This window comes from Salmonella sp. SJTUF15581 (genome assembly GCF_043356775.1).
Lineage (GTDB): Bacteria > Pseudomonadota > Gammaproteobacteria > Enterobacterales > Enterobacteriaceae > Salmonella > Salmonella enterica.
Window position 1 is genome coordinate 198,212 of record NZ_JBEUJY010000001.1, and the last position, 22,914, is coordinate 221,125.

At 53.3% G+C, this 22,914-nt stretch carries 24 protein-coding genes; 18 read left to right on the forward strand and 6 right to left on the reverse strand.

Going from position 1 to position 22,914, the window contains the following annotated elements; translation table 11 throughout:
- Positions 1 to 64 precede the first annotated feature (64 nt).
- The 4 genes from iolG2 to iolH all read left to right on the forward strand — a co-directional run bounded on the left by iolG2 (position 65) and on the right by iolH (position 4,299).
- A complete protein-coding gene (gene iolG2 / locus ABVN36_RS00885) occupies positions 65 to 1,087 on the forward strand; it encodes a D-chiro-inositol-2-dehydrogenase IolG2 (RefSeq protein ID WP_000736098.1) in 1,023 nt (340 codons plus the stop codon).
- Between the two features lie 72 nt (positions 1,088 to 1,159).
- Entirely contained in the window at positions 1,160 to 2,386 is a 1,227-nt protein-coding gene (locus ABVN36_RS00890; RefSeq protein ID WP_000661780.1) for an MFS transporter, read from the forward strand.
- 160 nt (positions 2,387 to 2,546) lie between these two features.
- The gene (gene iolI2 / locus ABVN36_RS00895; protein WP_023138830.1) at positions 2,547 to 3,362 is read left to right on the forward strand and encodes a 2-keto-myo-inositol isomerase IolI2; all 816 of its coding nucleotides are present in this window, start codon (positions 2,547 to 2,549) and stop codon (positions 3,360 to 3,362) included.
- Between the two features lie 52 nt (positions 3,363 to 3,414).
- On the forward strand, positions 3,415 to 4,299 hold the full coding sequence (iolH, locus tag ABVN36_RS00900; protein WP_000683955.1) for a sugar phosphate isomerase/epimerase IolH: 885 nt from the start codon (positions 3,415 to 3,417) through the stop codon (positions 4,297 to 4,299).
- A 55-nt stretch (positions 4,300 to 4,354) separates the two neighbouring features.
- Here iolH and yjgA read toward each other — a convergent pair whose 3' ends face one another.
- Positions 4,355 to 4,906, reverse strand: a complete 552-nt coding sequence (yjgA, locus tag ABVN36_RS00905) for a ribosome biogenesis factor YjgA (RefSeq protein WP_000166287.1) — start codon at positions 4,904 to 4,906, stop codon at positions 4,355 to 4,357.
- A 95-nt stretch (positions 4,907 to 5,001) separates the two neighbouring features.
- Between yjgA and pmbA the strand changes: the two genes are divergently transcribed.
- From pmbA to ABVN36_RS00970, 13 genes are all read left to right on the forward strand, one after another.
- Entirely contained in the window at positions 5,002 to 6,354 is a 1,353-nt protein-coding gene (gene pmbA / locus ABVN36_RS00910; RefSeq protein WP_000852994.1) for a metalloprotease PmbA, read from the forward strand.
- A gap of 98 nt (positions 6,355 to 6,452) precedes the next feature.
- Positions 6,453 to 6,839, forward strand: a complete 387-nt coding sequence (gene cybC, locus ABVN36_RS00915) for a cytochrome b562 (protein WP_001232231.1) — start codon at positions 6,453 to 6,455, stop codon at positions 6,837 to 6,839.
- Between the two features lie 277 nt (positions 6,840 to 7,116).
- The gene (locus tag ABVN36_RS00920; protein ID WP_001255103.1) at positions 7,117 to 7,455 is read left to right on the forward strand and encodes a glycine dehydrogenase; all 339 of its coding nucleotides are present in this window, start codon (positions 7,117 to 7,119) and stop codon (positions 7,453 to 7,455) included.
- A gap of 10 nt (positions 7,456 to 7,465) precedes the next feature.
- On the forward strand, positions 7,466 to 7,828 hold the full coding sequence (locus ABVN36_RS00925) for an SFCGS family glycine-rich protein (RefSeq protein ID WP_000435389.1): 363 nt from the start codon (positions 7,466 to 7,468) through the stop codon (positions 7,826 to 7,828).
- Positions 7,828 to 8,130 (forward strand): DUF4312 family protein, encoded by a 303-nt coding sequence (locus ABVN36_RS00930; RefSeq protein WP_000975187.1) that lies wholly within the window; start codon positions 7,828 to 7,830, stop codon positions 8,128 to 8,130. The genes ABVN36_RS00925 and ABVN36_RS00930 overlap by 1 nt, the downstream gene beginning before the upstream one ends.
- Positions 8,131 to 8,152: 22 nt before the next feature.
- The gene (locus ABVN36_RS00935; protein ID WP_000478578.1) at positions 8,153 to 8,929 is read left to right on the forward strand and encodes a DUF4311 domain-containing protein; all 777 of its coding nucleotides are present in this window, start codon (positions 8,153 to 8,155) and stop codon (positions 8,927 to 8,929) included.
- A gap of 11 nt (positions 8,930 to 8,940) precedes the next feature.
- Positions 8,941 to 9,585 (forward strand): DUF4310 family protein, encoded by a 645-nt coding sequence (locus tag ABVN36_RS00940; RefSeq protein ID WP_000392127.1) that lies wholly within the window; start codon positions 8,941 to 8,943, stop codon positions 9,583 to 9,585.
- Between the two features lie 58 nt (positions 9,586 to 9,643).
- On the forward strand, positions 9,644 to 10,777 hold the full coding sequence (locus ABVN36_RS00945) for an amidohydrolase/deacetylase family metallohydrolase (protein WP_023138829.1): 1,134 nt from the start codon (positions 9,644 to 9,646) through the stop codon (positions 10,775 to 10,777).
- Positions 10,761 to 11,879 carry a DgaE family pyridoxal phosphate-dependent ammonia lyase gene (locus ABVN36_RS00950; protein ID WP_023138828.1) on the forward strand — a complete coding sequence of 373 codons (1,119 nt, stop codon included), beginning with the start codon at positions 10,761 to 10,763 and terminating at the stop codon, positions 11,877 to 11,879. Before ABVN36_RS00945 ends, ABVN36_RS00950 begins: the two co-directional genes overlap by 17 nt.
- Positions 11,876 to 12,616: a KDGP aldolase family protein gene (locus tag ABVN36_RS00955; protein ID WP_023138827.1), complete on the forward strand. Its 741-nt coding sequence runs from the start codon at positions 11,876 to 11,878 to the stop codon at positions 12,614 to 12,616. The genes ABVN36_RS00950 and ABVN36_RS00955 overlap by 4 nt, the downstream gene beginning before the upstream one ends.
- A 16-nt stretch (positions 12,617 to 12,632) precedes the next feature.
- The gene (locus tag ABVN36_RS00960) at positions 12,633 to 14,546 is read left to right on the forward strand and encodes a BglG family transcription antiterminator (RefSeq protein ID WP_023203318.1); all 1,914 of its coding nucleotides are present in this window, start codon (positions 12,633 to 12,635) and stop codon (positions 14,544 to 14,546) included.
- Positions 14,547 to 14,623: 77 nt separating this feature from the next.
- Positions 14,624 to 14,866 carry a type II toxin-antitoxin system RelB/DinJ family antitoxin gene (locus ABVN36_RS00965; protein ID WP_000212724.1) on the forward strand — a complete coding sequence of 81 codons (243 nt, stop codon included), beginning with the start codon at positions 14,624 to 14,626 and terminating at the stop codon, positions 14,864 to 14,866.
- The gene (locus tag ABVN36_RS00970; protein WP_000220578.1) at positions 14,856 to 15,140 is read left to right on the forward strand and encodes a type II toxin-antitoxin system RelE/ParE family toxin; all 285 of its coding nucleotides are present in this window, start codon (positions 14,856 to 14,858) and stop codon (positions 15,138 to 15,140) included. The genes ABVN36_RS00965 and ABVN36_RS00970 overlap by 11 nt, the downstream gene beginning before the upstream one ends.
- A gap of 3 nt (positions 15,141 to 15,143) precedes the next feature.
- On the opposite strand, the gene nrdG is transcribed toward ABVN36_RS00970, so the two are convergent.
- The 5 genes from nrdG to treR form a co-directional block, all read right to left on the reverse strand.
- Positions 15,144 to 15,608: an anaerobic ribonucleoside-triphosphate reductase-activating protein gene (gene nrdG / locus ABVN36_RS00975; RefSeq protein ID WP_017441190.1), complete on the reverse strand. Its 465-nt coding sequence runs from the start codon at positions 15,606 to 15,608 to the stop codon at positions 15,144 to 15,146.
- A gap of 216 nt (positions 15,609 to 15,824) precedes the next feature.
- The gene (gene nrdD, locus ABVN36_RS00980) at positions 15,825 to 17,963 is read right to left on the reverse strand and encodes an anaerobic ribonucleoside-triphosphate reductase (RefSeq protein WP_241371378.1); all 2,139 of its coding nucleotides are present in this window, start codon (positions 17,961 to 17,963) and stop codon (positions 15,825 to 15,827) included.
- Positions 17,964 to 18,371: 408 nt separating this feature from the next.
- Positions 18,372 to 20,024, reverse strand: a complete 1,653-nt coding sequence (treC, locus tag ABVN36_RS00985) for an alpha,alpha-phosphotrehalase (RefSeq protein WP_023138463.1) — start codon at positions 20,022 to 20,024, stop codon at positions 18,372 to 18,374.
- A gap of 49 nt (positions 20,025 to 20,073) precedes the next feature.
- Entirely contained in the window at positions 20,074 to 21,492 is a 1,419-nt protein-coding gene (gene treB, locus ABVN36_RS00990; protein WP_023138464.1) for a PTS trehalose transporter subunit IIBC, read from the reverse strand.
- A 137-nt stretch (positions 21,493 to 21,629) separates the two neighbouring features.
- Positions 21,630 to 22,577: a trehalose operon repressor TreR gene (gene treR, locus ABVN36_RS00995; protein WP_001181297.1), complete on the reverse strand. Its 948-nt coding sequence runs from the start codon at positions 22,575 to 22,577 to the stop codon at positions 21,630 to 21,632.
- Positions 22,578 to 22,766: 189 nt separating this feature from the next.
- On the opposite strand from treR, the gene mgtL reads away from it, so the two are divergent.
- Entirely contained in the window at positions 22,767 to 22,820 is a 54-nt protein-coding gene (gene mgtL / locus ABVN36_RS01000; RefSeq protein WP_099374030.1) for a mgtA regulatory leader peptide MgtL, read from the forward strand.
- Positions 22,821 to 22,914 lie beyond the last annotated feature (94 nt).

A 22,914-nucleotide genomic window follows, 5' to 3' on the forward strand; every position in this document is an offset into this window, starting at 1 on the left:
CAGAATTACGGATGCTTTTCTTTTGCGGTTTTAAATTTACTATTCATGAGATTAAGAGGTACGAATGAAAAAGCTTCGATGTGGTGTTATTGGCCTCGGTCGGGTAGGTAAAATGCATGTTGAGAATATGTATTTACTGCCTCAATTAGATATTATCTGCGCCGCCGATTATTTTATTGAGGAGATGAGCGATTGGCTTTATTCGGTAAATATAACTTCAGGGTATAAAAATTATCAGGAACTTTTACAGCGTGATGATATAGAGGCAGTTTTTATTTTCACCTCAACGGATATGCACGAAGAGATCGTCACGGCGGCAGCGCAGGCGGGGAAGCACATTTTTTGTGAAAAACCGCTCAGCATGAATGAAGATGAGCAGGCCTCAATGGCGGTGCTGAGAAAAGTGAAAGAGAAGGGGGTGACGCTGCAGGTTGCCTTTAATCGCCGTTTTGATCCTCAGTTTCACGAGGTCTTTGAGCTGGTGCGCAGCGGCAAGATTGGTCGGCCCCAGATGATAAAAATCACCTCCCGCGATCCGGACCTGCTACCCCATGATCTGATCAAACGTATTGGCGGTCTGATTTTTGACTTCACCATGCATGACTTTGATATGGCTCGTTTTATGATGCAGGATGAAGTCAGCGAAGTCTATGTTAAGGGCAATACGCTGATTGATCCCAGCCTGAAAAATATTGATGATGTTGATACGCTTGCGGTGATGCTGACTTTCAGAAACGGCGGCTACGCGCTCATTGATAACAGCCGTCGGGCGGTATATGGCTATGACCAACGGGTGGAGGTTTTTGGCTCAGAAGGGATGGCGTATGCGGATAACGTTAGTGAATCGACGGTGAAAGTTTTCAACAGCCAGCACTGCATAATGAAAAATCCCCTTCCTGATTTCACGGTTCGTTATCGCGAAGCTTACCGAACGGAAATATTACACTTTATTGATTCAGTCCTGCATCATACGCCGGTTGTCTGTACCGGCGAAGACGCATTATTGGCCCAGCGTATCGCTATTGCCGCGCAGCAATCATTAAAAAGCGGGCTGCCGGTGAAAATAACAAGCGATATTTATCTTTAACTGCATCTGTTAATAATGAATAAACTCTCGCACTGAAAAGTGTGAGAGCTTTTCTATACCGAGGGTAATAAAATGAAAGAAATGCAGGCAACGCTGCCCCAGACATTTTATATAAAACCAGGTAAGTTTATCTGGAGCTACCTGGGAACATTTTTATTTATGTTGGGCGGCTGTATTGAGAACAGCTGGTTATCTGCCTGGTTAAATACGCAGGGATTTGATCAAGCGCATATCGGGCAGATTTTTGCCGGATATGGGATTGTGGTCGCGATCACCTCCTGGCTATCCGGCGTCTGTGTGGACGTTTTTGGTCCTAAAAAGGTGATGGTTACCGGTTTTATCGTCTATCTTCTGGCTTCCGTCGCGTTTCTGAACTTTGCGCTACCCAGCCATGATTTTGGTGCCATTCTCGTGACCTATATGCTGCGTGGCGTGGGGTATCCGCTGGTCTGTTACTCCTTCCTGGTACGCCTGACCATCCAGTTGGATAATCACCAGCAAGGGATCGGCACCTCGCTATTTTGGGTGGTCTATAACCTTGGTTTTACCATCATTGGGCCGGTGGTGGCGGCGTCGTTAATTCCTGCGTTGGGGCATATCAACGTGATGTGGGCCGGGATGGGCGTTGCGCTGCTGGGGGTTCTCTTCATGCTGGTGCTGGAACGCAATGAATTCATTCTGAAACCGCGAACGACGCCGGTCTTCAAAGAGTTATCTGCGGGTATCTCCATTATGTATGAACGGCCACGGATCGGTCTGGCGGTGATTGTCAAAACTATTAACGGTCTTGGCACCTATGGTTTTGTTGTCGTATTACCTCTGTTTCTGCTGGATAAGCACTTTACGCTTGAGGAATGGGCGAGTATTTGGGGGATTACCTTTATCTCTAACCAGGTCTTCAACATTATCTTTGGCTGGATGGGCGATAAAATTGGTTTTCGCCGAACCATCCAGATTTTTGGCAGCATCCTGACCGGTGTCGCTACGCTGATTGTTTACTGGGTGCCGATGATATGGGGGCATAACTATGTCGCCTTTATGCTGGCGATGTGTTTGTGGGGAGCCGGGCTGGCTGGCTTTGTGCCAATGACGCCGCTGGTGCCGATGATGGCGCCGGATAAGAAGGGGGCGGCGAACTCGGCCGTGAACTTTGGCTCCGGCCTGGGAAATTTTGTTGGGCCAGCGCTGGTCTCTGTTCTGGCAGGGTTCGGCACCGGCGTGGTGATGTATACTATGGCGGGGCTCTATTTATTCAGCGGCATCCTGGTGCAGTTTCTTAAAGTGCCTGGCGAGAAATAGCTTCAAATATTCTTCAAAAATCCCTTATAGCCTGTGATGTTCATCACTAAATTAAACCGGTTTTTATCAAGATTGATAAAGCCGGTTTTTTCACCCTACGTTAAATTGTACTAACGGATTACGGTTATTTACCCACTCATATACGTTCAGGGAGAAAATAATGAATATCGAAAAAACACGGTTTTGTATTAACCGGAAAATTGCACCGGGTCTAAGCATAGAAGAATTCTTTCGACTGGTTAAACGTCTTGAGTTTAATAAAGTGGAATTGCGTAATGATATGCCAAGCAGCAGCGTTACTGATGACTTGAATTATAATCAGGTGCGTAACCTGGCAGAAAAGTATGGACTTGAAATTGTCACAATTAATGCGGTCTATCCCTTCAACCAACTGACCGAGGAGGTCGTAAAAAAAACGGAAGGATTATTACGAGACGCGCAGGGAGTCGGCGCGCGGGCATTAGTTCTTTGTCCGCTGAATGATGGAACGATTGTGCCGCCGGAGGTTACGGTTGAGGCAATAAAACGACTGAGCGATCTCTTTGCCCGGTATGATATTCAGGGGCTGGTTGAACCTTTAGGATTCCGCGTAAGTTCGCTGCGTTCTGCCGTCTGGGCTCAGCAACTGATCCGGGAAGCAGGTTCCCCCTTTAAGGTTTTGCTGGATACCTTCCATCATCATCTGTACGAAGAGGCCGAAAAGGAGTTTGCGTCGCGCATTGATATTTCTGCTATCGGGTTGGTGCATTTGTCCGGTGTGGAAGACACCCGACCAACGGAAGCATTGGCTGATGAGCAGCGTATTATGCTGAGTGAAAAGGATGTAATGCAGAATTACCAGCAGGTGCAGCGTCTGGAAAATATGGGATATCGCGGTATTTACGCTTTTGAACCTTTTTCTTCCCAGTTGGCTTCCTGGAGTGAGGCGGAAATAGAGGAACAAATTAATCGCAGCGTGTCATTGCTGTTGCAATGACACAGCTAATTTCCAGGTGACCGTTTTCAGTTTCCGCAGCGTGGTATTTACAATGAAAATTGCTTTTGATGTCGATGTTATTAAACATTTACCCATTACCCAAATGGTACGGCAGGTTTCCGAGTGGGGGTATAAATATATTGAGCAGTCGCCGCACCCGCGTATTAATCCGTTTTATAAACACCCTAAAGCTGGTCGCGACACCATGCAGGAATATAAACGCGCCTTGCAGAACTACGGCGTGGAAATCTCGTCATTTATTGTGGTTTATCGTTGGTCCGGCCCCGATGAAGAGCGTCGGCGCGCCGCGGTAACCAACTGGAAGCGGATGATTGAGATTGCCGTTGATATGGGCGTACAGGTGATTAATACCGAGCTTTCCGGGACGCCGGATGAGCCGGAGATTTGTGAAGAGATGTGGTATCGCTCCATGGAGGAACTGCTGCCGATCGTGGAACGAGAGGGAATTCGAATCGAAATTCAGTCTCACCCCTGGGATTTCTGCGAACTGAACGATGAGACGGTCGACATGGTGCAGTCTTTGCGTAGTGATAACGTGACCTATCTGTACAGCGCACCGCATGGCTTCTTTTACGATAAAGGGCAGGGCGACGTCGCAAGGATGCTGAACTATGCCGGGGCCGATCTTTCGCATGTTCTGCTGGCCGATACGCACAACCACACGCTTCCCTGCCGCTATATCATGAACCCGCCTGGCGTGAATGCGACGATTCATCAGCACATCGGGCTGGGAGAAGGTGAGGTCGATTTTGACGCGCTATTCCAGGCGCTGCGTGAAATGGATTTTGCAAACCGCACGTTTAAGGTGGGCGGTGAGGCAATTATCACCACGTCGCTGTTTGGTTATCCTGAAAAAATGAGTGTTCAGGCGGTGGAAACGCGCGAGCGGATCGAGCGGGAGCTACTCGGACGTTAAAAACGGGTGGATTTGCCTGTACCGCGCCACAGGCTGGCGCGGTTATTTGCGGCAATTACCCTTCGTTTTCCGCCAGCTCGCGCAGATACTGGAAGATCTGACGCGCTGATTTCGGCGGTTTGTTGCCTTCTTTCTCTTTCTTCGCATTGCGGATCAATGAACGAAGCTGTTGACGATCGGCGTGCGGCCACAGGGTCAGTACTTCGGCTACCGCGTCATCGCCTTCGACGATCAGACGATCGCGCAGATGCTCAAGCTTGTGAAACAGCACCACCTGCTGATTATGGCGGTTCTTCAGCTTGTCCAGCGCCTGGCGAATAGGTTCAACGTCGCGTTGGCGCAGCATTTTTCCGATAAGCTGCAACTGGCGGCGGCGTCCTTCCATTTTGATACGCTGGGCCAGTTCAATGGCGTCGCGCAGATCGGCGTCCAGCGGGATCTTATCCAGCGCGTTTTTCCCCAGATCCACCAGTTCCGCGCCCAGGCGTTTTAATTCCTCGGCATCGCGTTTAATTTCACTTTTACTGACCCAGATAATTTCATCGTCTTCGTCTTCGATGTCATCACCGGGAACGTCGTCGAGCCAGTCTTCGGGCTGCTTTGTCATGTCAGGCTCCTTAAAAAAAGAGGCTAATGTTACCAGTTAAGATGCGCACTGAAAAACGGTTCTCTGTTAGACTTCAGAGAAACTCTCTCTACATTATGGCATTTGCAATGAAAGTAATCTCACAAGTTGAAGCGCAGCGTAAGATTCTGGAAGAAGCAGTTTCGACAGCGCTGGAGTTAGCCTCAGGCAAATCGGATGGGGCGGAAGTCGCCGTCAGCAAGACCACCGGCATTAGCGTCAGCACCCGTTATGGTGAAGTAGAGAATGTCGAATTTAATAGCGACGGCGCGCTGGGCATTACGGTGTATCACCAGAACCGCAAAGGCAGCGCCTCTTCGACGGATTTAAGCCCGCAGGCGATTGCCCGTACCGTGCAGGCCGCGCTGGATATCGCGCGTTACACGTCGCCGGACCCGTGCGCAGGCGTGGCGGACAAAGAACTGCTGGCGTTTGACGCGCCGGATCTGGACTTGTTCCACCCGGCAGAGGTTACGCCAGACGAAGCCATTGAACTGGCCGCGCGTGCGGAACAGGCTTCTCTAAAGGCGGATAAACGCATCACCAATACCGAAGGCGGGAGCTTTAACAGCCATTACGGCATTAAAGTGTTCGGCAACAGCCACGGCATGTTGCAGGGATATTGCTCCACGCGCCATTCGCTCTCAAGCTGCGTCATCGCCGAAGAGAACGGCGATATGGAGCGTGATTACGCTTACACCATCGGTCGGGCAATGGCGGATCTGCAAGCGCCGGAATGGGTCGGGGCCGAGTGCGCGCGCCGCACCTTATCCCGCCTGTCGCCGCGCAAGCTCTCCACTATGAAAGCGCCGGTCATTTTCGCCAATGAAGTGGCGACAGGGCTATTTGGTCATCTGGTCGGGGCGATTGCCGGCGGCGCGGTATACCGTAAATCCACTTTTCTGCTCGACTCGCTGGGCAAACAAATTCTGCCGGAATGGTTAACCATCGAAGAACACCCGCATCTGCTAAAAGGGCTGGCGTCTTCACCGTTCGACAGCGAAGGCGTGCGTACGGAGCGCCGGGACATTGTGAAGGATGGCGTACTGACGCAATGGTTGCTGACCAACTATTCCGCCCGCAAACTGGGGCTGAAAAGTACCGGTCATGCTGGCGGCATTCATAACTGGCGTATCGCCGGGCAGGGGCTGAACTTTGAGCAGTTGCTAAAAGAGATGGGCACCGGCCTGGTGGTGACGGAACTGATGGGCCAGGGCGTCAGCGGTATTACCGGCGACTACTCCCGCGGCGCTGCGGGATTCTGGGTTGAAAATGGTGAAATCCAGTACCCGGTAAGTGAAATTACCATTGCCGGTAATTTAAAAGAGATGTGGCGTAATATTGTCACCGTGGGTGATGATATTGAAACGCGCAGTAATATACAGTGCGGTTCGGTATTGTTACCGGAGATGAAAATCGCCGGACAATAATACCCGTCATACTTCAGGCTGCAGGCGCGTTGGCTGCCTGCAACTCGAATTATTCAGGGTATTACACTTATCGTTAATAATAAAAAAGGAAGTGAGCAATGCGTAAAAGCCTGTTAGCTATTCTTGCTGTGTCATCGCTGGTATTCGGTTCGGCTGTTTTTGCTGCCGATCTTGAAGATAATATGGATATTCTCAATGATAACCTGAAAGTTGTTGAGAAAACGGATAGTGCCCCTGAACTGAAAGCGGCATTAACCAAAATGCGCGCGGCCGCGCTGGATGCTCAAAAAGCTACGCCGCCAAAGCTGGAAGATAAAGCGCCGGATAGCCCGGAAATGAAGGATTTTCGTCACGGTTTTGACATTCTGGTCGGCCAAATTGATGGCGCGCTGAAGCTGGCGAACGAAGGTAACGTTAAAGAAGCGAAAGCGGCGGCGGAAGCGCTAAAAACCACCCGCAATACGTATCATAAGAAGTATCGTTAATTTTTGTGGGATGGCGGCTTCGCTTTATCCGCAGGTCGCCATCCGGCAAACTGTAATACCCATCACACTTTCTCACTTTATACGACAACGTTATTGTTTCGCCATTTCCTCTTTATGCTGCGATAGATCTCACACTTTCCCGGCGATAATTCATTAATGCCGCCTTTTCTGTGGCGCAGATCACCTATCCCACTCGCGTTTCCACTTCGAGGTGGAAAATAACTCGCTACAAACTTTTAACCCTTGCCGCTAGTTTTATCTCATTGCCATTAACGGGGTGAGACGCGTGGATAACGGAGCAGTAAAACACGATGCCGGTGAGCGAATTAACGAACTGGCTGAACAGGTGTTAACGCAGGTGGATGGCCTGCTGGGGCGGCATCACATTGTCCCCAATGCGGTACAGACGCAAATGCTGACCTCGCACGTTCGCGCGATGGCGCACCGGTCAATTACCGGCGAGCCTTTACCGGAAGTCGATGCCAGCTTGTTTGATGAAATCTCAGCCGAATCAATGGCGCTCGCCCGCGAAATCGTGGCGGCGTTTGGCAACCTTCCTGACGAAGAGGCCTGGCTATTATCGGTACATTTTGAAGTCGCGAAAGACAACCTCTAAGGAGCAAAAAATGGAACAGATTACCGTCGTGATTGGCGATCGCCTGGGTAAAGGCCAGAAAGTGGCGGCAGGCGTGGAAAAAGCGGGCGGTCGCGCGGTCGTCGTACCGGGCGTCGCGGCAGACATGAAGCTGGGCGATGTGATGAAAGCGGAAAACGCCACCTTCGGCATTTCATTTTGCGGCAGCGGCGGCGCGGGCGCTATCACCGCGCAAAACAAGCATGGCTACAAAGCCAAATATGGAATGCGGTCAGTGGATGAAGGCGTCACCGCTATCAATGAAGGCTGCAACGTGTTGGGTTTCGGCTTTATGGATAAAGAAGAGCTCGGCGAGCGCCTGGTGCAGGCGTGGCAAAAGAAATACGGCGCCTGATGATGAAAGAGCAATTCACCACCACGGTGAGAGTAAAAGGCAAGGGCGACGCCAAAGCACGCGCCTTTGCCGATGCGCTGAACCATGTTCAGTCGGCGGTGATGAGAGAGTCGCCGTATATCTTACTGCGTATTGAGCCACAGGATGTGCGGATTGTTCAGGCGCATGAGTCGGTGCGTAAAGAGGCCTTTCTGTTTTTCTTTTTGCGCCGGGAACGACGCACTTACAGCGTGGAGCTGGATGTGACCGTCAACGTGACCGCCATCAATCTCGACAGGGTGGATTTCGTCGCGAAACGCTGATTTTTATTAAAAAGGCATAGTTATGTTCCTGATAATACTAATTAAATCGCTCATTATCGGCGCGCTGGTCGGCGTAGGGGTGGGCGCTGGGGCTGCACGCATGTTTCACGCGCCAACCACGCAGGGGATGGGCGCGTTCCGTACGTTGGGCGAACTCAACTCTTGTGAAGGCGACCCGGCATCTCACTTCTCCTTTGGGCTGGGTTTCTTCTTTAACGCCTGGGCGTCGTCTGTGGCGGCCGGATCGTTCACCCAGGATGTCGATCACCGCATCATCCCTAACTGGGGCGCGGCGGCGCTAATGATCAAAAACCGTAACGTCGGCGAGACGCTGCACGACCCGAAAAAAATGGCGATCGCCTGCGCCGTCATCGGCATGATTGTCGTAACGTTCCTTAACCTGACCGCCTCATCCGTGCCAGAGGCGCTACAGGTGACGGCGGTTAAGGTGCTGGTACCGGCGGCAAACCTGCTGGTCAACATCGTCATGCCTGTGATCTTCTGGTTAGCGGCGATCGACGCTGGTAAAAAATCGGGCTTCTGGGCCACCGTTTTCGGCGGCGCGGCGCAGCTCATCATGGGGAACGCCGTACCGGGGCTGGTGCTGGGTATTTTGATCGGCAAAGGCGTAGAAGAGAGCGGCTGGAACCATGTCACCAAAGTGATGATGGTCGCCATCGTTTTGCTGTTTGTGTTGAGCGGCTTCTTCCGCGGCTTCGACATGAAAATGATCGAGTCTTTCAACATGACGGTACCGAACTGGCTTGAACTGATCCACAACTCGCTCAGCGGCAAATAACGGAGGCCACAATGGAAGAGAATAAAGGTTTTTGGTATGCCGACTGGTCGTTCCCGATCTTTGTTGGCCTGCTCTCCTCCGGCGTTTTCGCCGGGACGCATATGTACTATCTGTACGGTATCGGCGCATTTAACGAAGTCGCTTTTGTGGCGATGTTGAAAGCGGGGATGGATACCGGCGTCTACGGCGCGGTCGCCGCTTTCGGCGCCAGCTTTTTATTTGCCCGCATTATCGAAGGTTCGCTGGTCGGAATTCTGGATATCGGTGGGGCAATTCAGACCGGCGTGGGCTTAGGGGTTCCGGCGTTACTGCTGGGAGCCGGCTTTGTCTTCCCGGTGGCGAACTTTATCGCTTCGCTGATAACCGGTCTGGTGATTGGCCTGGCGATTGGCTACATCATTATTCTGGCGCGTAAGTTCACCATCAATCAGAGCGACTCCACGTACGGGGCGGACGTCATGATGGGGGCCGGTAACACTTCAGGCCGTTTTCTGGGGCCGTTGATTATCCTCAGCGCCATGACGGCATCGATTCCTATTGGTCTGGGCTCTCTGGTGGGTGCGCTGCTGTTTTATATCTGGCAGAAGCCGATTACCGGCGGCGCGATTTTAGGCGCGATGATCCTCGGTTCCATCTTCCCGATTGCGATTAGCTAACTGTTGATTTGTAGGCCGGATAAGGCGGTTGCGCCGCCATCCGGCAAAGGAGAGAACGATGTTTGATTTACTCCTGCGCCATGCGCGTCTGGTCGATGACACGCTGACTAATATTGCCCTGCAAGATGGCAAAATCGCGGCGTTGGGTGACGTTGATGGCCCGGCGGTGAAAACCATTGACCTGCGCGGCGAGTGTTACGTTAGTGCGGGTTGGATTGATTCTCATGTTCACTGCTACCCAAAATCGCCGATTTATTTCGATGAGCCGGATAGTATCGGCATCGCGACGGGGGTGACGACGGTGATTGATGCCGGCAGCACTGGCGCAGATGATATTGACGATTTTTACACCCTGACCCGTCAGGCGACCACCGACGTTTATGCGCTATTAAATATTTCACGCGTTGGGCTTATTGCCCAAAACGAGCTGGCTAACATGGCCAATATTGACGCCGATGCGGTCCGGCAGGCGGTAAAACGCCATCCGGATTTTATCGTCGGCCTCAAGGCGCGGATGAGCAGCAGCGTGGTAGGCGTTAACGGCATCACGCCGCTGGAACGCGCTAAAGCCATGCAGCAAGAAAACGGCAACCTGCCGCTGATGGTACATATTGGCAATAACCCGCCGGATCTGGACGAAATCGCGGAGCGTCTGACGGCGGGCGATATCATTACCCACTGTTACAACGGTAAGCCGAACCGTATTCTGACGCCGGAAGGCGAGCTGCGCGCCTCGGTGACACGAGCGCTGGCGCGCGGCGTGCGTCTGGACGTCGGGCATGGTACCGCCAGCCTGAGCTTTGCGGTGGCGAAACGCGCTATTAGCCTGGGGATTTTACCGCATACCATCAGTTCCGATATCTACTGCCGTAACCGCATCAATGGCCCGGTACATTCGCTGGCTAATGTGATGTCGAAATTCCTCGCCATCGGCATGTCGCTGCCGCAGGTCATTGCGTGCGTGACGGCCAATGCCGCCGATAGCCTGAATCTGAAAACCAAAGGTCGTCTTCAGCCTGGTCTGGATGCCGACCTGACCCTCTTTACGCTTAAACGCCAGCCCACCGTGTTGGTAGACGCGGAACACGACAGCTTACAGGCTGAAGAATTGCTGACGCCGCTTGCCGCGATACGCGCAGGCAAGGGCTATATGACCGAACAAGGGAGCGCGGAACATGCCTTCGATTTTTGAGAAGTATCAATTAAAACAGGTGATTAACGCCTCCGGACGTATGACGGCGCTCGGCGTCTCTACGCCGCGCCCGGAAGTGATAGACGCGGCGATGGCCGGAATGAATCAGTATTTCGAGATGAAAGATCTGGTGAATAAAACCGGTGAGTACATTGCGAAATTGTTGGAGGTGGAAGGGGCGACGGTAGTCTCCTGCGCCAGTGCGGGTCTTGCCCAGTCGGTTGCCGCGGTACTGGTTCAGGACAGCGACTGGCTGCTGGAAAACCTGCACGTTACACCGATTGAAAATAACGAAATCGTCCTGCCAAAGGGCCACAACGTCAACTTTGGCGCGCCGGTGGGAACGATGGTGGCGCTGGGCGGCGGCAAACTGGTGGAAGCCGGTTACGCCAACGAATGTTCCGCCGCGCAGTTGGCGGCGGCCATTACGCCGCGCACGGCGGCTATTCTCTATATCAAATCTCACCACTGTGTACAGAAAAGTATGCTCAGCGTGGAGCAGGCTGCGGTGGTGGCGCGCACGCATAATCTCCCGCTGATTGTAGACGCGGCGGCGGAAGAAGATTTGCAGTGCTACTACCGCATGGGCGCAGATCTCGTTATCTATAGCGGCGCGAAAGCGATTGAAGGGCCGACCAGCGGGCTGGTGATTGGCAAAACGCAGTATGTTGAGTGGGTAAAACGTCAGTCAGCGGGCATAGGCCGGGCGATGAAGGTCGGCAAAGAGGGAATTGTTGGCCTGACCTGCGCCATTGAATTGTACCTGCGGGCGCAAAAAGAGAGCGGCGCGGAGATGGTAGAAAAAATGGCGCCCTTTATCGACACGTTGAACACGTTTAACGGCGTCAGCGCCCGCGTGGTGTGGGACAGCGCCGGACGCGATATCGCGCGCACGGAAATTAAGTTTGATGAAGCCGTTACCGGCATCGCCACAGGCGAACTGGTCGACGCGCTGAAGCAAGGGGAATACGCGATTTACTTTCGCGGATACAAAGCCAACGAAGGAATTATTGAAGCGGATGTCCGCAGCGTCGATCGCGCGCAGTTAGCGATTGTGGCGCGTCGTATTGGCGAGGTGATTAATCAGGAGAAACAAGCATGAAACTGACCCCTAACTTTTACCGCGATCGCGTTTGCCTGAACGTACTGGCCGGTTCGAAAGATAACGCCCGGGAAATCTACGCGGCGGCGGAAGGTCATGTGCTGGTTGGCGTGCTCTCCAAAAACTATCCGGATGTGGTAAGCGCAGTCGCGGATATGCGTGAATATGCGGCGCTTATCGATAATGCGCTCTCCGTCGGACTGGGGGCAGGCGATCCTAACCAGTCGGCGATGGTGAGCGAAATCTCGCGTCAGGTACAGCCGCAGCATGTCAACCAGGTGTTTACCGGCGTAGGGACCAGTCGGGCGCTGCTGGGGCAAAATGAGACGGTGGTGAACGGTCTTGTCTCGCCGACCGGCACGCCGGGACTGGTGAAAATTTCCACCGGCCCGCTAAGCAGCCGCGCGCCGGACGGCATCGTACCCATAGAAACGGCGATTGCGCTACTCAAAGACATGGGCGGCAGCTCCGTTAAATACTTTCCGATGGGAGGGCTCACCTGTCGCGACGAGTATAAAGCGGTGGCTGAGGCCTGCGCCCGCCATGATTTCTGGCTGGAACCGACGGGCGGTATCGATCTGGAAAACTTCGCCGAGATTCTGCACATCGCCCTTGATGCAGGTGTAAGCAAAATCATTCCTCACATTTATAGTTCGATTATTGATAAGGTGAGCGGCAACACCCGTGCGGACGATGTGCGTCAGTTACTCGCTATCGTCCGGTCGCGTGTCGGCTAATCATGAGGAGAGAGACGTGCGATTCCCCAACCAACGTTTAGCGCAGCTATTTGCGATGCTGCAAAACGAGACGCTGCCGCAGGACGAGCTGGCGCAGCGGTTGTCGGTCTCCACGCGTACCGTTCGGGCGGATATCGCCGCGCTGAACATGTTGCTGACGCCGCATGGCGCGCAATTTACTCTCAGCCGCGGCAACGGGTATCAGCTCAAAATTGATGATCCGGCACGTTATCAATCCCTGCAAACGCAGCAATCTCCCGCCCTGGCGCGCGGTCCGCGCACCAGCCAGGAGCGGATACACTATTTGCTGGCGCGTTTTTTAACCTCCGCCTTCTCGCTGAAGCTGGAGGATTTGGCAGATGAATGGTTTGTCAGCCGTGCGACGCTGCAGAACGACATGGCGGACGTGCGCGAGCATTTGCAGCGTTATCATCTGACGCTGGAAACGCGTCCGCGTCATGGCATGAAATTGTTTGGCGGAGAGATGGCGATTCGCGCCTGTCTGACCGACCTTTTATGGACGCTGGCGCAGCAGGAGCCCTCCCATCCGTTAATTGTTAGTACCACGCTGAACACCGAGGTGTCTCAACGGCTGCAGTCTCTTTTGCCGGATATTTTCTCTCATTGTCAAATCCGCCTGACCGATGAGAGCGAGCTGTTTCTGCGTTTGTACTGCGCGGTGGCGGTACGGCGTATTCGCGAGGGGTATCCGTTATCGGAATGCGTGGCAGAGGAGGTCGATGAAAAAGTGCGCCATGCGGCGCATGAGATTGCGGAGCTACTACAACAGCTGGCCGACAAGCCGCTGTCGGAGCCGGAAGTAAGCTGGCTGAAGGTGCATATTGCCGCCCGCCAGGTACAGGAAATTGCCCCCAGCGCCATTAATGCCGATGATGAAGAGGCGCTGGTGCGCTATATCCTCAATTTTATTAATACCCAGTACAACTATAACTTGTTGAATGATAAACAGCTTCACGCGGACTTGCTGACCCACATCAAAACGATGATCACCCGCGTGCGCTACCAGATCATGATCCCCAACCCACTACTGGAAAATATTAAGCAGCACTATCCGATGGCATGGGATATGACGTTGGCGGCGATATCGAGTTGGGGAAAATACACGCCGTATACTATTAGCGAAAACGAAATCGGTTTTCTGGTGCTGCATATTGGCGTTGGGCTGGAACGTAGTTACAACATTGGCTACCAGCGGCAGCCGCAGGTACTGCTGGTGTGCGATGCTGGTAATGCGATGGTGCGGATGATTGAAGCGGTACTGGCGCGGAAATACCCGCAGATTGAGATTGCCCGCACTCTGACGCTACGCGACTATGAGGCGCGGGACAACATTGTGGAGGATTTTGTGATTTCCACAGCGCGGATCGGCGAAAAAGATAAACCGGTCATCATGATCGCCCCCTTTCCTACCGACTATCAATTGGAGCAGATCGGTAAGCTGGTGCTGGTGGACAGAACCCGTCCGTGGATGCTGGATAAATATTTCGATGCCTCGCATTTTCGCATTGTGGAGGGGGAAATAGATCAACAGACGCTGTTTAAAACGCTGTGCGATCAGTTGCACGAGGAAGGCTTTGTTGATGCGGCGTTTCTCGATTCGGTTATTGAACGTGAAGCTATTGTCAGTACGTTATTAGGCGACGGGATTGCCTTGCCACACGCGCTGGGGCTGCTGGCGAAGAAAACGGTGGTTTATACGGTGCTCGCGCCGCAGGGGATTGCCTGGGGTGATGAAACGGCGCACGTTATTTTTTTACTCGCCATCAGCAAAAGTGAATATGAAGAGGCGATGGCCATCTACGATATTTTCGTCACTTTCCTGCGCGAACGCGCCATGACGCGCCTCTGCGCATGTCAGAATTTTACGCAATTTAAAACGGTCGCGATGGAGTGCGTGAGTCGTTTTTGAGAGGCGTTATCCAGAATTCGATGTAATGCGAATGTAATGCTAAACTGCATTACACATTCGATTCTCCTGGAGGCATAATGGCCACGCTGAACGTCCGTCTGGATGACAAACTCAAAAATGAGGCTTATGCCGTGCTGGAAAAACTGAACATTACTCCAACGGAAGCCGTGCGATTACTGTTCCAGTACGTCGCGGAAACGGGGCGCATGCCAGTGAAAACCGTCACTCTTAGCGACAGTGAAGATGCACTGATTCAGACAGTTCGGGAGAGGCTGTCTAGTCCGCAAAAGGGAATCAAGGTTAGTCTGGATGACTTATGAACTGGAATTCGACCCGAGGGCCTTAAAAGAGTGGCATAAGCTGGGCGATACGGTGAAGGCTCAGCTTAAGAAAAAGTTGGCTGATGTGCTATTGAACCCCAGAATCGACTCTGCCCGTTTAAACGGTCTTCCTGACTGCTATAAAATTAAGCTTAAATCGTCCGGTTATCGTCTGGTGTACCAGGTTCGGGATGACGTTGTGATTGTGTTTGTTGTTGCGGTCGGCAAGCGAGAACATTCAGCCGTCTACCACGATGCAAACAAACGGCTTTAGCGATCAACGCAAATGATGCACTACCTGGTTGCTGCTACCGCGCCAGATAAGCGCCGGGTCTTTCAGATCCTGCACAAATTTGCCATCGACCAGCACGTTGATGAGATTGACCACCTGCATTTGCGCGGCGTTGAGTTCATTGAGCTTGTAGCCGGTCCACACCCAGATATCTTTCCCCGGGCATTCTGCGCGGATGCGTTGTACCAGTGCCAGGATATCCGGTACGTTTTGCGGATGCAGCGGATCGCCGCCCGACAGCGAGATCCCCTGACGGTGAATGCGCGTGTCGTTCAGATCGGCAATGATCTTATCTTCCATCTCTTTGGTAAACGGCTGGCCGGAATTGAGCCGCCAGGTGCTTTTGTTGTAGCAGCCAGGGCATTCATGCACGCACCCTGACACAAACAGGGTGCAGCGGGTGCCGGGGCCGTTAACGATGTCTACGGGGTAGTATTGGTGAAAGTTCATGTTTCCTCGTTGCATTTGGCGCTGTAGCGGCATTGGCCGCTCTCACTTACCCAGGTCACTTACTTATGTAAGCTCCCTGGGATTCGTTCGTTTGCCGCCTTGCTACAACACCAACTGCTTAGAGGAAACTCATGAAATTGGAATTATAGCCAGCGGTTGTAGGCCGGATAAGGTGTTTACACCGCCATCCGGCATTTACGCATTGCAAACGGAGGATTAACCGATCTGCCCATTGCCTAAATGCTTCACGCGGCGCTTCACTTCTTCCTGCTTACCGGCGTTAAACAGACGCGCGTCCGGGCTGCCTAAATAACCGCACACGCGGCGGGTGACCGAGACGCGTGCGGCGTCGTGGTTGCCGCATTTCGGGCAGGTAAAACCTTTACTGGTACATTCGAACTCGCCGGTAAAGCCGCACTCGTAGCATTCATCGATCGGCGTGTTGGTGCCGTAATAGGGTACATGCTGATAGCTGTAATCCCAGACATCTTCCAGCGCTTTCAGGTTGTGCTGAATGTTCGGGTATTCGCCGTAGCAAATGAAACCCCCGTTCGCCAGCGGCGGATACGGCGCTTCGAAATCGATTTTGTCGTACGGGTTGACCTTCTTCTCCACGTCGAGGTGGAAGCTGTTGGTGTAGTAACCTTTATCGGTTACGCCCGGCACCACGCCGAACTCGGCGGTATCCAGACGGCAGAAGCGGTCACAGAGGTTTTCACTTGGCGTGCTGTACAGACTAAAGCCGTAGCCGGTCTCGTCTTTCCACTGATCCACGGCCTGGCGCAGACGCTCCACAATCGCGATGCCTTTAGCGCGAAGCTGCTCGCTGTCGTACAGGTGCTCGCCGCCGAACAGCGCGTTAATGGTTTCATGGATACCAATGTAGCCCAGAGAGATGGACGCACGACCATTTTTAAAGATTTCAGACACGTCGTCGTCCGCTTTCAGCCGCACGCCGCAGGCGCCTTCCATATACAGGATAGGCGCGACGCGGGCTTTCACGCCTTCAAGGCGGGCGATACGGGTCATCAGCGCCTTCCGCGCCAGCGCCAGACGTTCATCCAGCAGTTTCCAGAATGCGGTTTCGTCGCCTTTTGCTTCCAGCGCGATGCGCGGCAGGTTAAGGCTAATCACGCCCAGGTTGTTACGCCCGTCGTGGATCTGCTCGCCGTTTTCGTTCTCCCACACGCCGAGGAAGCTGCGGCAGCCCATTGGCGTTTTGAACGAACCGGTGACTTTGACCACCTGATCGTAGTTGAGGATGTCCGGATACATGCGCTTGCTCGCGCACTCCAGCGCCAGTTGTTTAATGTCGTAGTTCGGATCGCCAAACTTGTGGTTCAAACCGTCGCGGATAGCGAAGACCAGTTTCGGGAACACGGCGGTTTTGCGATTTTTACCCAGACCGGCGATACGGTTACGCAAAATAGACGCCTGGATCAGACGCGACTCCCAGCTGGTGCCGAGGCCAAAACCAAAGGTCACGAAAGGCGTCTGGCCGTTAGCGGTGTGCAGCGTGTTAACTTCGTATTCCAGCGACTGGAAGGCGTCGTAGCACTCTTTTTCGGTGCGAGAACGCGCATACCCTTCGGCATCCGGGATCTGCCACTCATCGGCGGTTTTGCGGTGCTTGTTGTAGCTTTCGGTGACAAACGGCGCCAGCACTTCGTCGATACGGTTAATGGTGGTGCCGCCATAAATATGGCTGGCGACCTGCGCGATAATCTGCGCGGTAACGGCAGTGGCGGTAGAGATAGATTTTGGCGGTTCGATCTCGGCGTTACCCATCTTAAAGCCCTGGGTCAACATGCCTTTCAGGTCGATCAGCATACAGTTGAACATCGGGAAGAACGGCGAATAGTCGAGATCGTGATAGTGGATATCGCCGCGCTCATGCGCTTGTACTACGTCACGCGGCAACAGGTGCTGGCGGGCATAGTGTTTGGCGACAATCCCGGCCAGCAAATCGCGCTGGGTGGGAATGACTTTACTGTCTTTGTTGGCGTTTTCATTGAGCAACGCGGAGTTAGTTTGCTCTACCAGGCCGCGAATTTCCTGGTTCAGACGACCACGCTTTTCACGCTGAATGTCGCGATCGTGACGGTATTCGATGTAGGCGCGGGCAAGCTGTTTGTACGGGCCGGACATCAGTTGGTTTTCAACCGCAGTTTGGATCTCGTTAATATCCACCTGACTGCGTGCGTTCATTTGGCTGCTAACGACTTCTGCGACGGTGGCACAGTAATCTGCGTCATCGACTCCCGCTGCTTTAGCTGCACGTAGAATGGCTTCCTTAATGCGCTCTGATTTGAATGGCACTTTACAGCCATCTCGTTTCATCACATGCGGTGTCATGATCACTCCATATTTGTAAGAACAGGTTATCCACAGAGGCCGGGGAAGCCATAACAGGTTTATTCATCTCTTTTCCAACGACTTCCCGCAATCCTGACCCAGGTTATCCACAATTCACCTTGTGTCGAGTGAACAGGTGTTGTAGCAATTGTAGTCAATTAATACAACATATTGGGTCGGCGTGCATTTTAAAGTCTATATGTAGTGATTTGCATCAAGGATGTTTGCAATTTTATTGATGTAGAACAAGGTAAAAATCAGAGCGTACAGATGGCGGGCGCTGTAGCGTTTGTAAAAGATAGCAAGAAAAATCTGATTAATTATTCAACAAAAACAGACAGTAACCTGGAGCAACGCCACAGCCCGTGTCAATAGGTTTGTGGCGTTTATCCGTATAAGGACGTCGCGTTAGCGTTGTAACCACCAGATGGCTTCAAATGGGCGGAGCGTCATCGCGGCTGGCTGGCTGGCGACCTCGCTATAATTGTGCAGTAGCGCCTGCCACTGTCCTTTGATATGCGACGGATGCCACTCCTGGCACTGGTCGCTCAGATTGGCGACAACCAGCAGGGCTTGCCCCTGCCACTGGCGGCGATAACACCATACTGATGGGCTATCCGGGAGGAGATCCTGATAATCGCCCCAGATCAGTACAGGCTGGGTTTTACGTAGCGCAATCAGCTTTTGATAGGTGTAAAACACCGAGTTTTCATCGCGTAATGCCGCCGCGACATTAACCTCCGTATAGTTATCGCACAGGCTTATCCACGGCTCGCCCTGGGTGAAACCGGCGTTTTTACCGTTGTCCCACTGCATCGGCGTGCGGCTGTTGTCGCGGGATTTACTGGCCAGGATAGCCAGTAGTTCGTCGGGGTCGCGTCCGGCGGCGCGTAGCGCGGCAAACATGTTATGGCTTTCCACGTCGCGATAATCGGTGATGCGGGTAAAGTGTGGGTTGGTCATGCCGATTTCTTCGCCCTGATAGATATAAGGCGTCCCTTGCATACCGTGCAGCGCCATCGCCAGCATTTTCGCGGCTGGAACCCGGTATTCACCCTCGTCGCCAAAGCGGGAAACGATGCGCGGCTGATCGTGATTACACCAGAATAACGCGTTCCAGGCGACGTTATGCATCCCCTGTTGCCAGTGGCGGAACAACGCTTTCAGCGCCACATAATCAGGTTTTGCCAGCGTCCACTTTTCGCCATTGGGGTAATCCACCTTCAGATGATGAAAATTGAAGGTCATCGAGAGTTCGTCGCCGCTAAGCGCGGCATATTGCTGGCAGTTTTCCAGCGTGGTAGAGGACATTTCGCCTACCGTCATCAGATTACGCGGCGTAAAAACGTCACGGTTCATTTCGCGTAAAAACGTATGCGCGCGCGGTCCGTCGGTATAAAAGCGGCGTCCGTCGCCCGTCGGATCGTCAGGAAAATCCTGATCTTTGGCGATCAGGTTCACCACGTCCAGACGCAGGCCATCCACGCCGCGATCGGCCCAGAATTCGCAGACCTTTTTCAGCTCGGCGCGCACGGCGGGATTTTCCCAGTTCAGGTCGGCCTGTTCAGGCGCGAAAAGGTGTAAATAATATTGTTCGCTCTGGCTATGCCAGCGCCAGGCGCTGCCGCCAAATTTGGATTGCCAGTTATTCGGGCAGACCTCCGGCGTGCCATCGCGCCAGATATAAAACTGACGGTATGGACTCTCTTTGTTCAGCGCTTCGCGAAACCAGGCGTGCTGGGTAGAAGTATGGTTAAACACCATATCCAGGATGATACGAATACCGCGTGCTTTCGCCTGCGCGACCAGCTCGTCAAAATCATCCAGCGTGCCGTAGGTCGGGTCGATAGCCGTATAATTTGCGACGTCATAACCGTTATCCACCTGCGGCGAGATATAAAACGGCGTGAGCCAGATGGCATCTACGCCGAGTCGCTGTAGATAGTCAAGGCGCTGCGTGACGCCGCGTAAATCGCCGGTGCCGCTGCCGGTCGTGTCCTGAAAACTTTTCGGGTAGATCTGATAGATAACGCCGTTTTGCCACCAGAGGGGAATAGTCATTGTTGTTTCCTGCAAGTGCGTTGGGACGCAACTGCGCCCCGAAGAAGTATTAGACAATTTGTAATGTGCCCTGACGATGCTTACGCTGATAGATAAAGGTGGTCAGAATCACCGGGATAACGATCGCGATAACCATCGCCATGCCGTACACCTGCCAGTAGCGCGGCGGTATAGACAGGATGCCCGGCAGGCCGCCCACGCCGATACCGTTGGCGATGACGCCGTTCAGACCGCAGAGCAGTCCCGCCAGACCAGATCCGATCATCGCGCACAGCATCGGAAAACGATACTTCAGGTTGATACCGTACATCGCCGGTTCGGTTACCCCAAGGTAAGCGGAAATGGCGGCAGGAATGGAGATCTCGCGTTCATTGTGTTTACGGCTGGAGATGATGATGCCCACCACGGCGGAGGCCTGCGCGATATTCGACAGCGCAATCAGCGGCCAGACTGGCGTACCGCCCATGCTCTGGATCATCTGCATATCGATAGCGAGCGTTGTCTGGTGGACGCCGGTAATGACCAACGGGGCATACAGGAAGCCGAACAGCGCCGCGCCTATCGGGGCGAAACTGCCGGTCATCAGATAACGTACCGCAAAGGCCACGCCGTCGCCGATCATACGACCAAAGGGGCCGATAAAGGTGTGGGCGAGAAAGACGGCCAGTATCAACGAACACACCGGGACGACGACCAGGTAGAGATAATCCGGCACGATACGTTTCAACCGCGTTTCAATAAACCCAAGCGCCAGCCCTGCCAGTAACGCCGGGATAACCTGCGCCTGGTAGCCCACTTTCTCAATGCTAAATAAGCCGAAGTTCCAGACGTCCGGCGTTTGCTGGCCCAGCAGATACGCATTCATCAACTGCGGCGACACCAGCGTCACGCCGAGCACGATACCAAGAATCGGCGTGCCGCCCATTTTTTTCACCGCCGACCAGCAGATCCCCACCGGCAGATAGAAAAAGATCGCTTCGCCGATCAACCATAAAAAATCATAAAGCGTTTTTAGCGCTGGATGCATCTGCGCCAGCGTTTGGCCGTTGCTCATCGGCACATCGCCGATCACGTTACGAAAGCCTAAGATCAAACCGCCGCTGATCAACGCCGGTAGTAGCGGAAAGAAGATCTCCGCAAAGTGGGAAATTAACTGCTCATGCCACTTCATGTTCTGGCGAGCGGCTTTTTTGGCCTGCTCTTTATCGGCATACGCTTTGCCGGTGGTCTCCAGCAGCGCGTTATAGTAATCGCCGACTTCGGTGCCGATCACCACCTGAAACTGCCCGGCGTTGGTGAAACAGCCTTTAACCATCGGTAATTGTTCGATCTCTTTTGGCCTGGCGTTCGCGGGCTGGTGGAGCACAAAGCGCAGGCGAGTAATGCAGTGGCTCACCGTGGCGATGTTGTCGCGCCCGCCGACCAGGTCAACCAGCCGGTCGATATTGGCTTGTTTTACTTTGCTCATCGTAAAGCCTCATGGCAGAGGAGATATGTTATGGGTTGGCGCAAGAGTATCTCTTCAACGTTGATTTAAAAATGGGAACGTTCCCGAAACGCAGCGACGATCACAAATTACTCGTGGTATTCCGTTTAATTAGTCACTCAGGCGAGGGTAGAAGGAATGACGATCCGGCGCGGATCGCAGCGGCCATTGATCTGTTCGATCAGCTGCGAAGCCGCCTGCCGTCCGGCTTCAGCATAGCCGGGATCGACAGTGACGATCTCCGGGTGCAGGAATTTTATCAGCGGCGTGTTCCCGACGCTTGCCAGTTGCAGCGTCTCAATACGTTGCTCCTGTAAATACTTACTGGCGCCCAACGCCAGCGTATCGGTGGCGCAGACTAACGCGGTGGTATCCGGCATGATGACGCTTGCCGTATGCTCATAGCCCTGCTTCATGGCAAGACCGGGCAGGGCGGCGACGGGATGAAGTTTATGTTTTTTGCAAAACGCCAGGTATGCGTCATGCCGACGTTTGCCGGTGGTAATATCGCTATGGGGAACGCCCAGAAAGCTAATGTTGCGGTGTCCCTGCTCATACAGCCGCTGCATAAGGATATGAATCGCGCCCTCGTCGTCGTAACAGACGGAGGCAAAACCTTGCGCATCTCTTGCCAGCAGCACCAGCGAGGCTTTCCAGGGGGCGATCAGCTCTTCTGTGATGCCGGTAAAGCCAAACAGCACCACGCCATCAATGTTACGTCGTCTGAGCATGCCCAGATGTTCCATTACCAGCGTCGGCGAGAACTGGCTTTCCATCATAATAGGGTCGTAGCCCTGTTCATAAAACGCAGGCAGCATGGTCTGAACCGCGAGGTTTTCAGACAACGAATCAAGGCGAGTGACGATAATAGCGACCACTTTATCGCTTTGTCCCCGCATCGCGCGGGCGGAGCGGGACGGAGAGAAACCGTGTTGATTCATCACCGCTTCGACACGCTCGCGGGTACGTTCGCTTACGCCGCTTTCATTGTTAAGCACGCGGGAAACGGTTGATTTCCCTACGCCGCTCAGGCGGGCGATGTCTTTGATAGTGAGCCGGTTTTGCATCCTGTTTTCCCGTGGCGTGATGCTGATGGTGATAAAAAGAGTAACTTTACTCAAGCGAAGGGCAATGGGCAAAGTCTGGTTTATCGTTGGTTTAATTACGTAACGGTATGATACCGCCATAATTGCCACAAAACTTATGGATTTATGCGTATAATCCGCGGCGCAAATTATTTACTTACCGGAGGCGACATGGACCCTGAACCCACCCCTCTCCCGCGATGGAGAATTTTCCTTTTCCGGTAAGCCTGCCTCTGCTGTCTTACCGGTGTGTAAGACAGTGACACAATAACGTCCCTGTTTTTATTTAAACATTGCTCATCGGGCAAGGCTTTGCCGT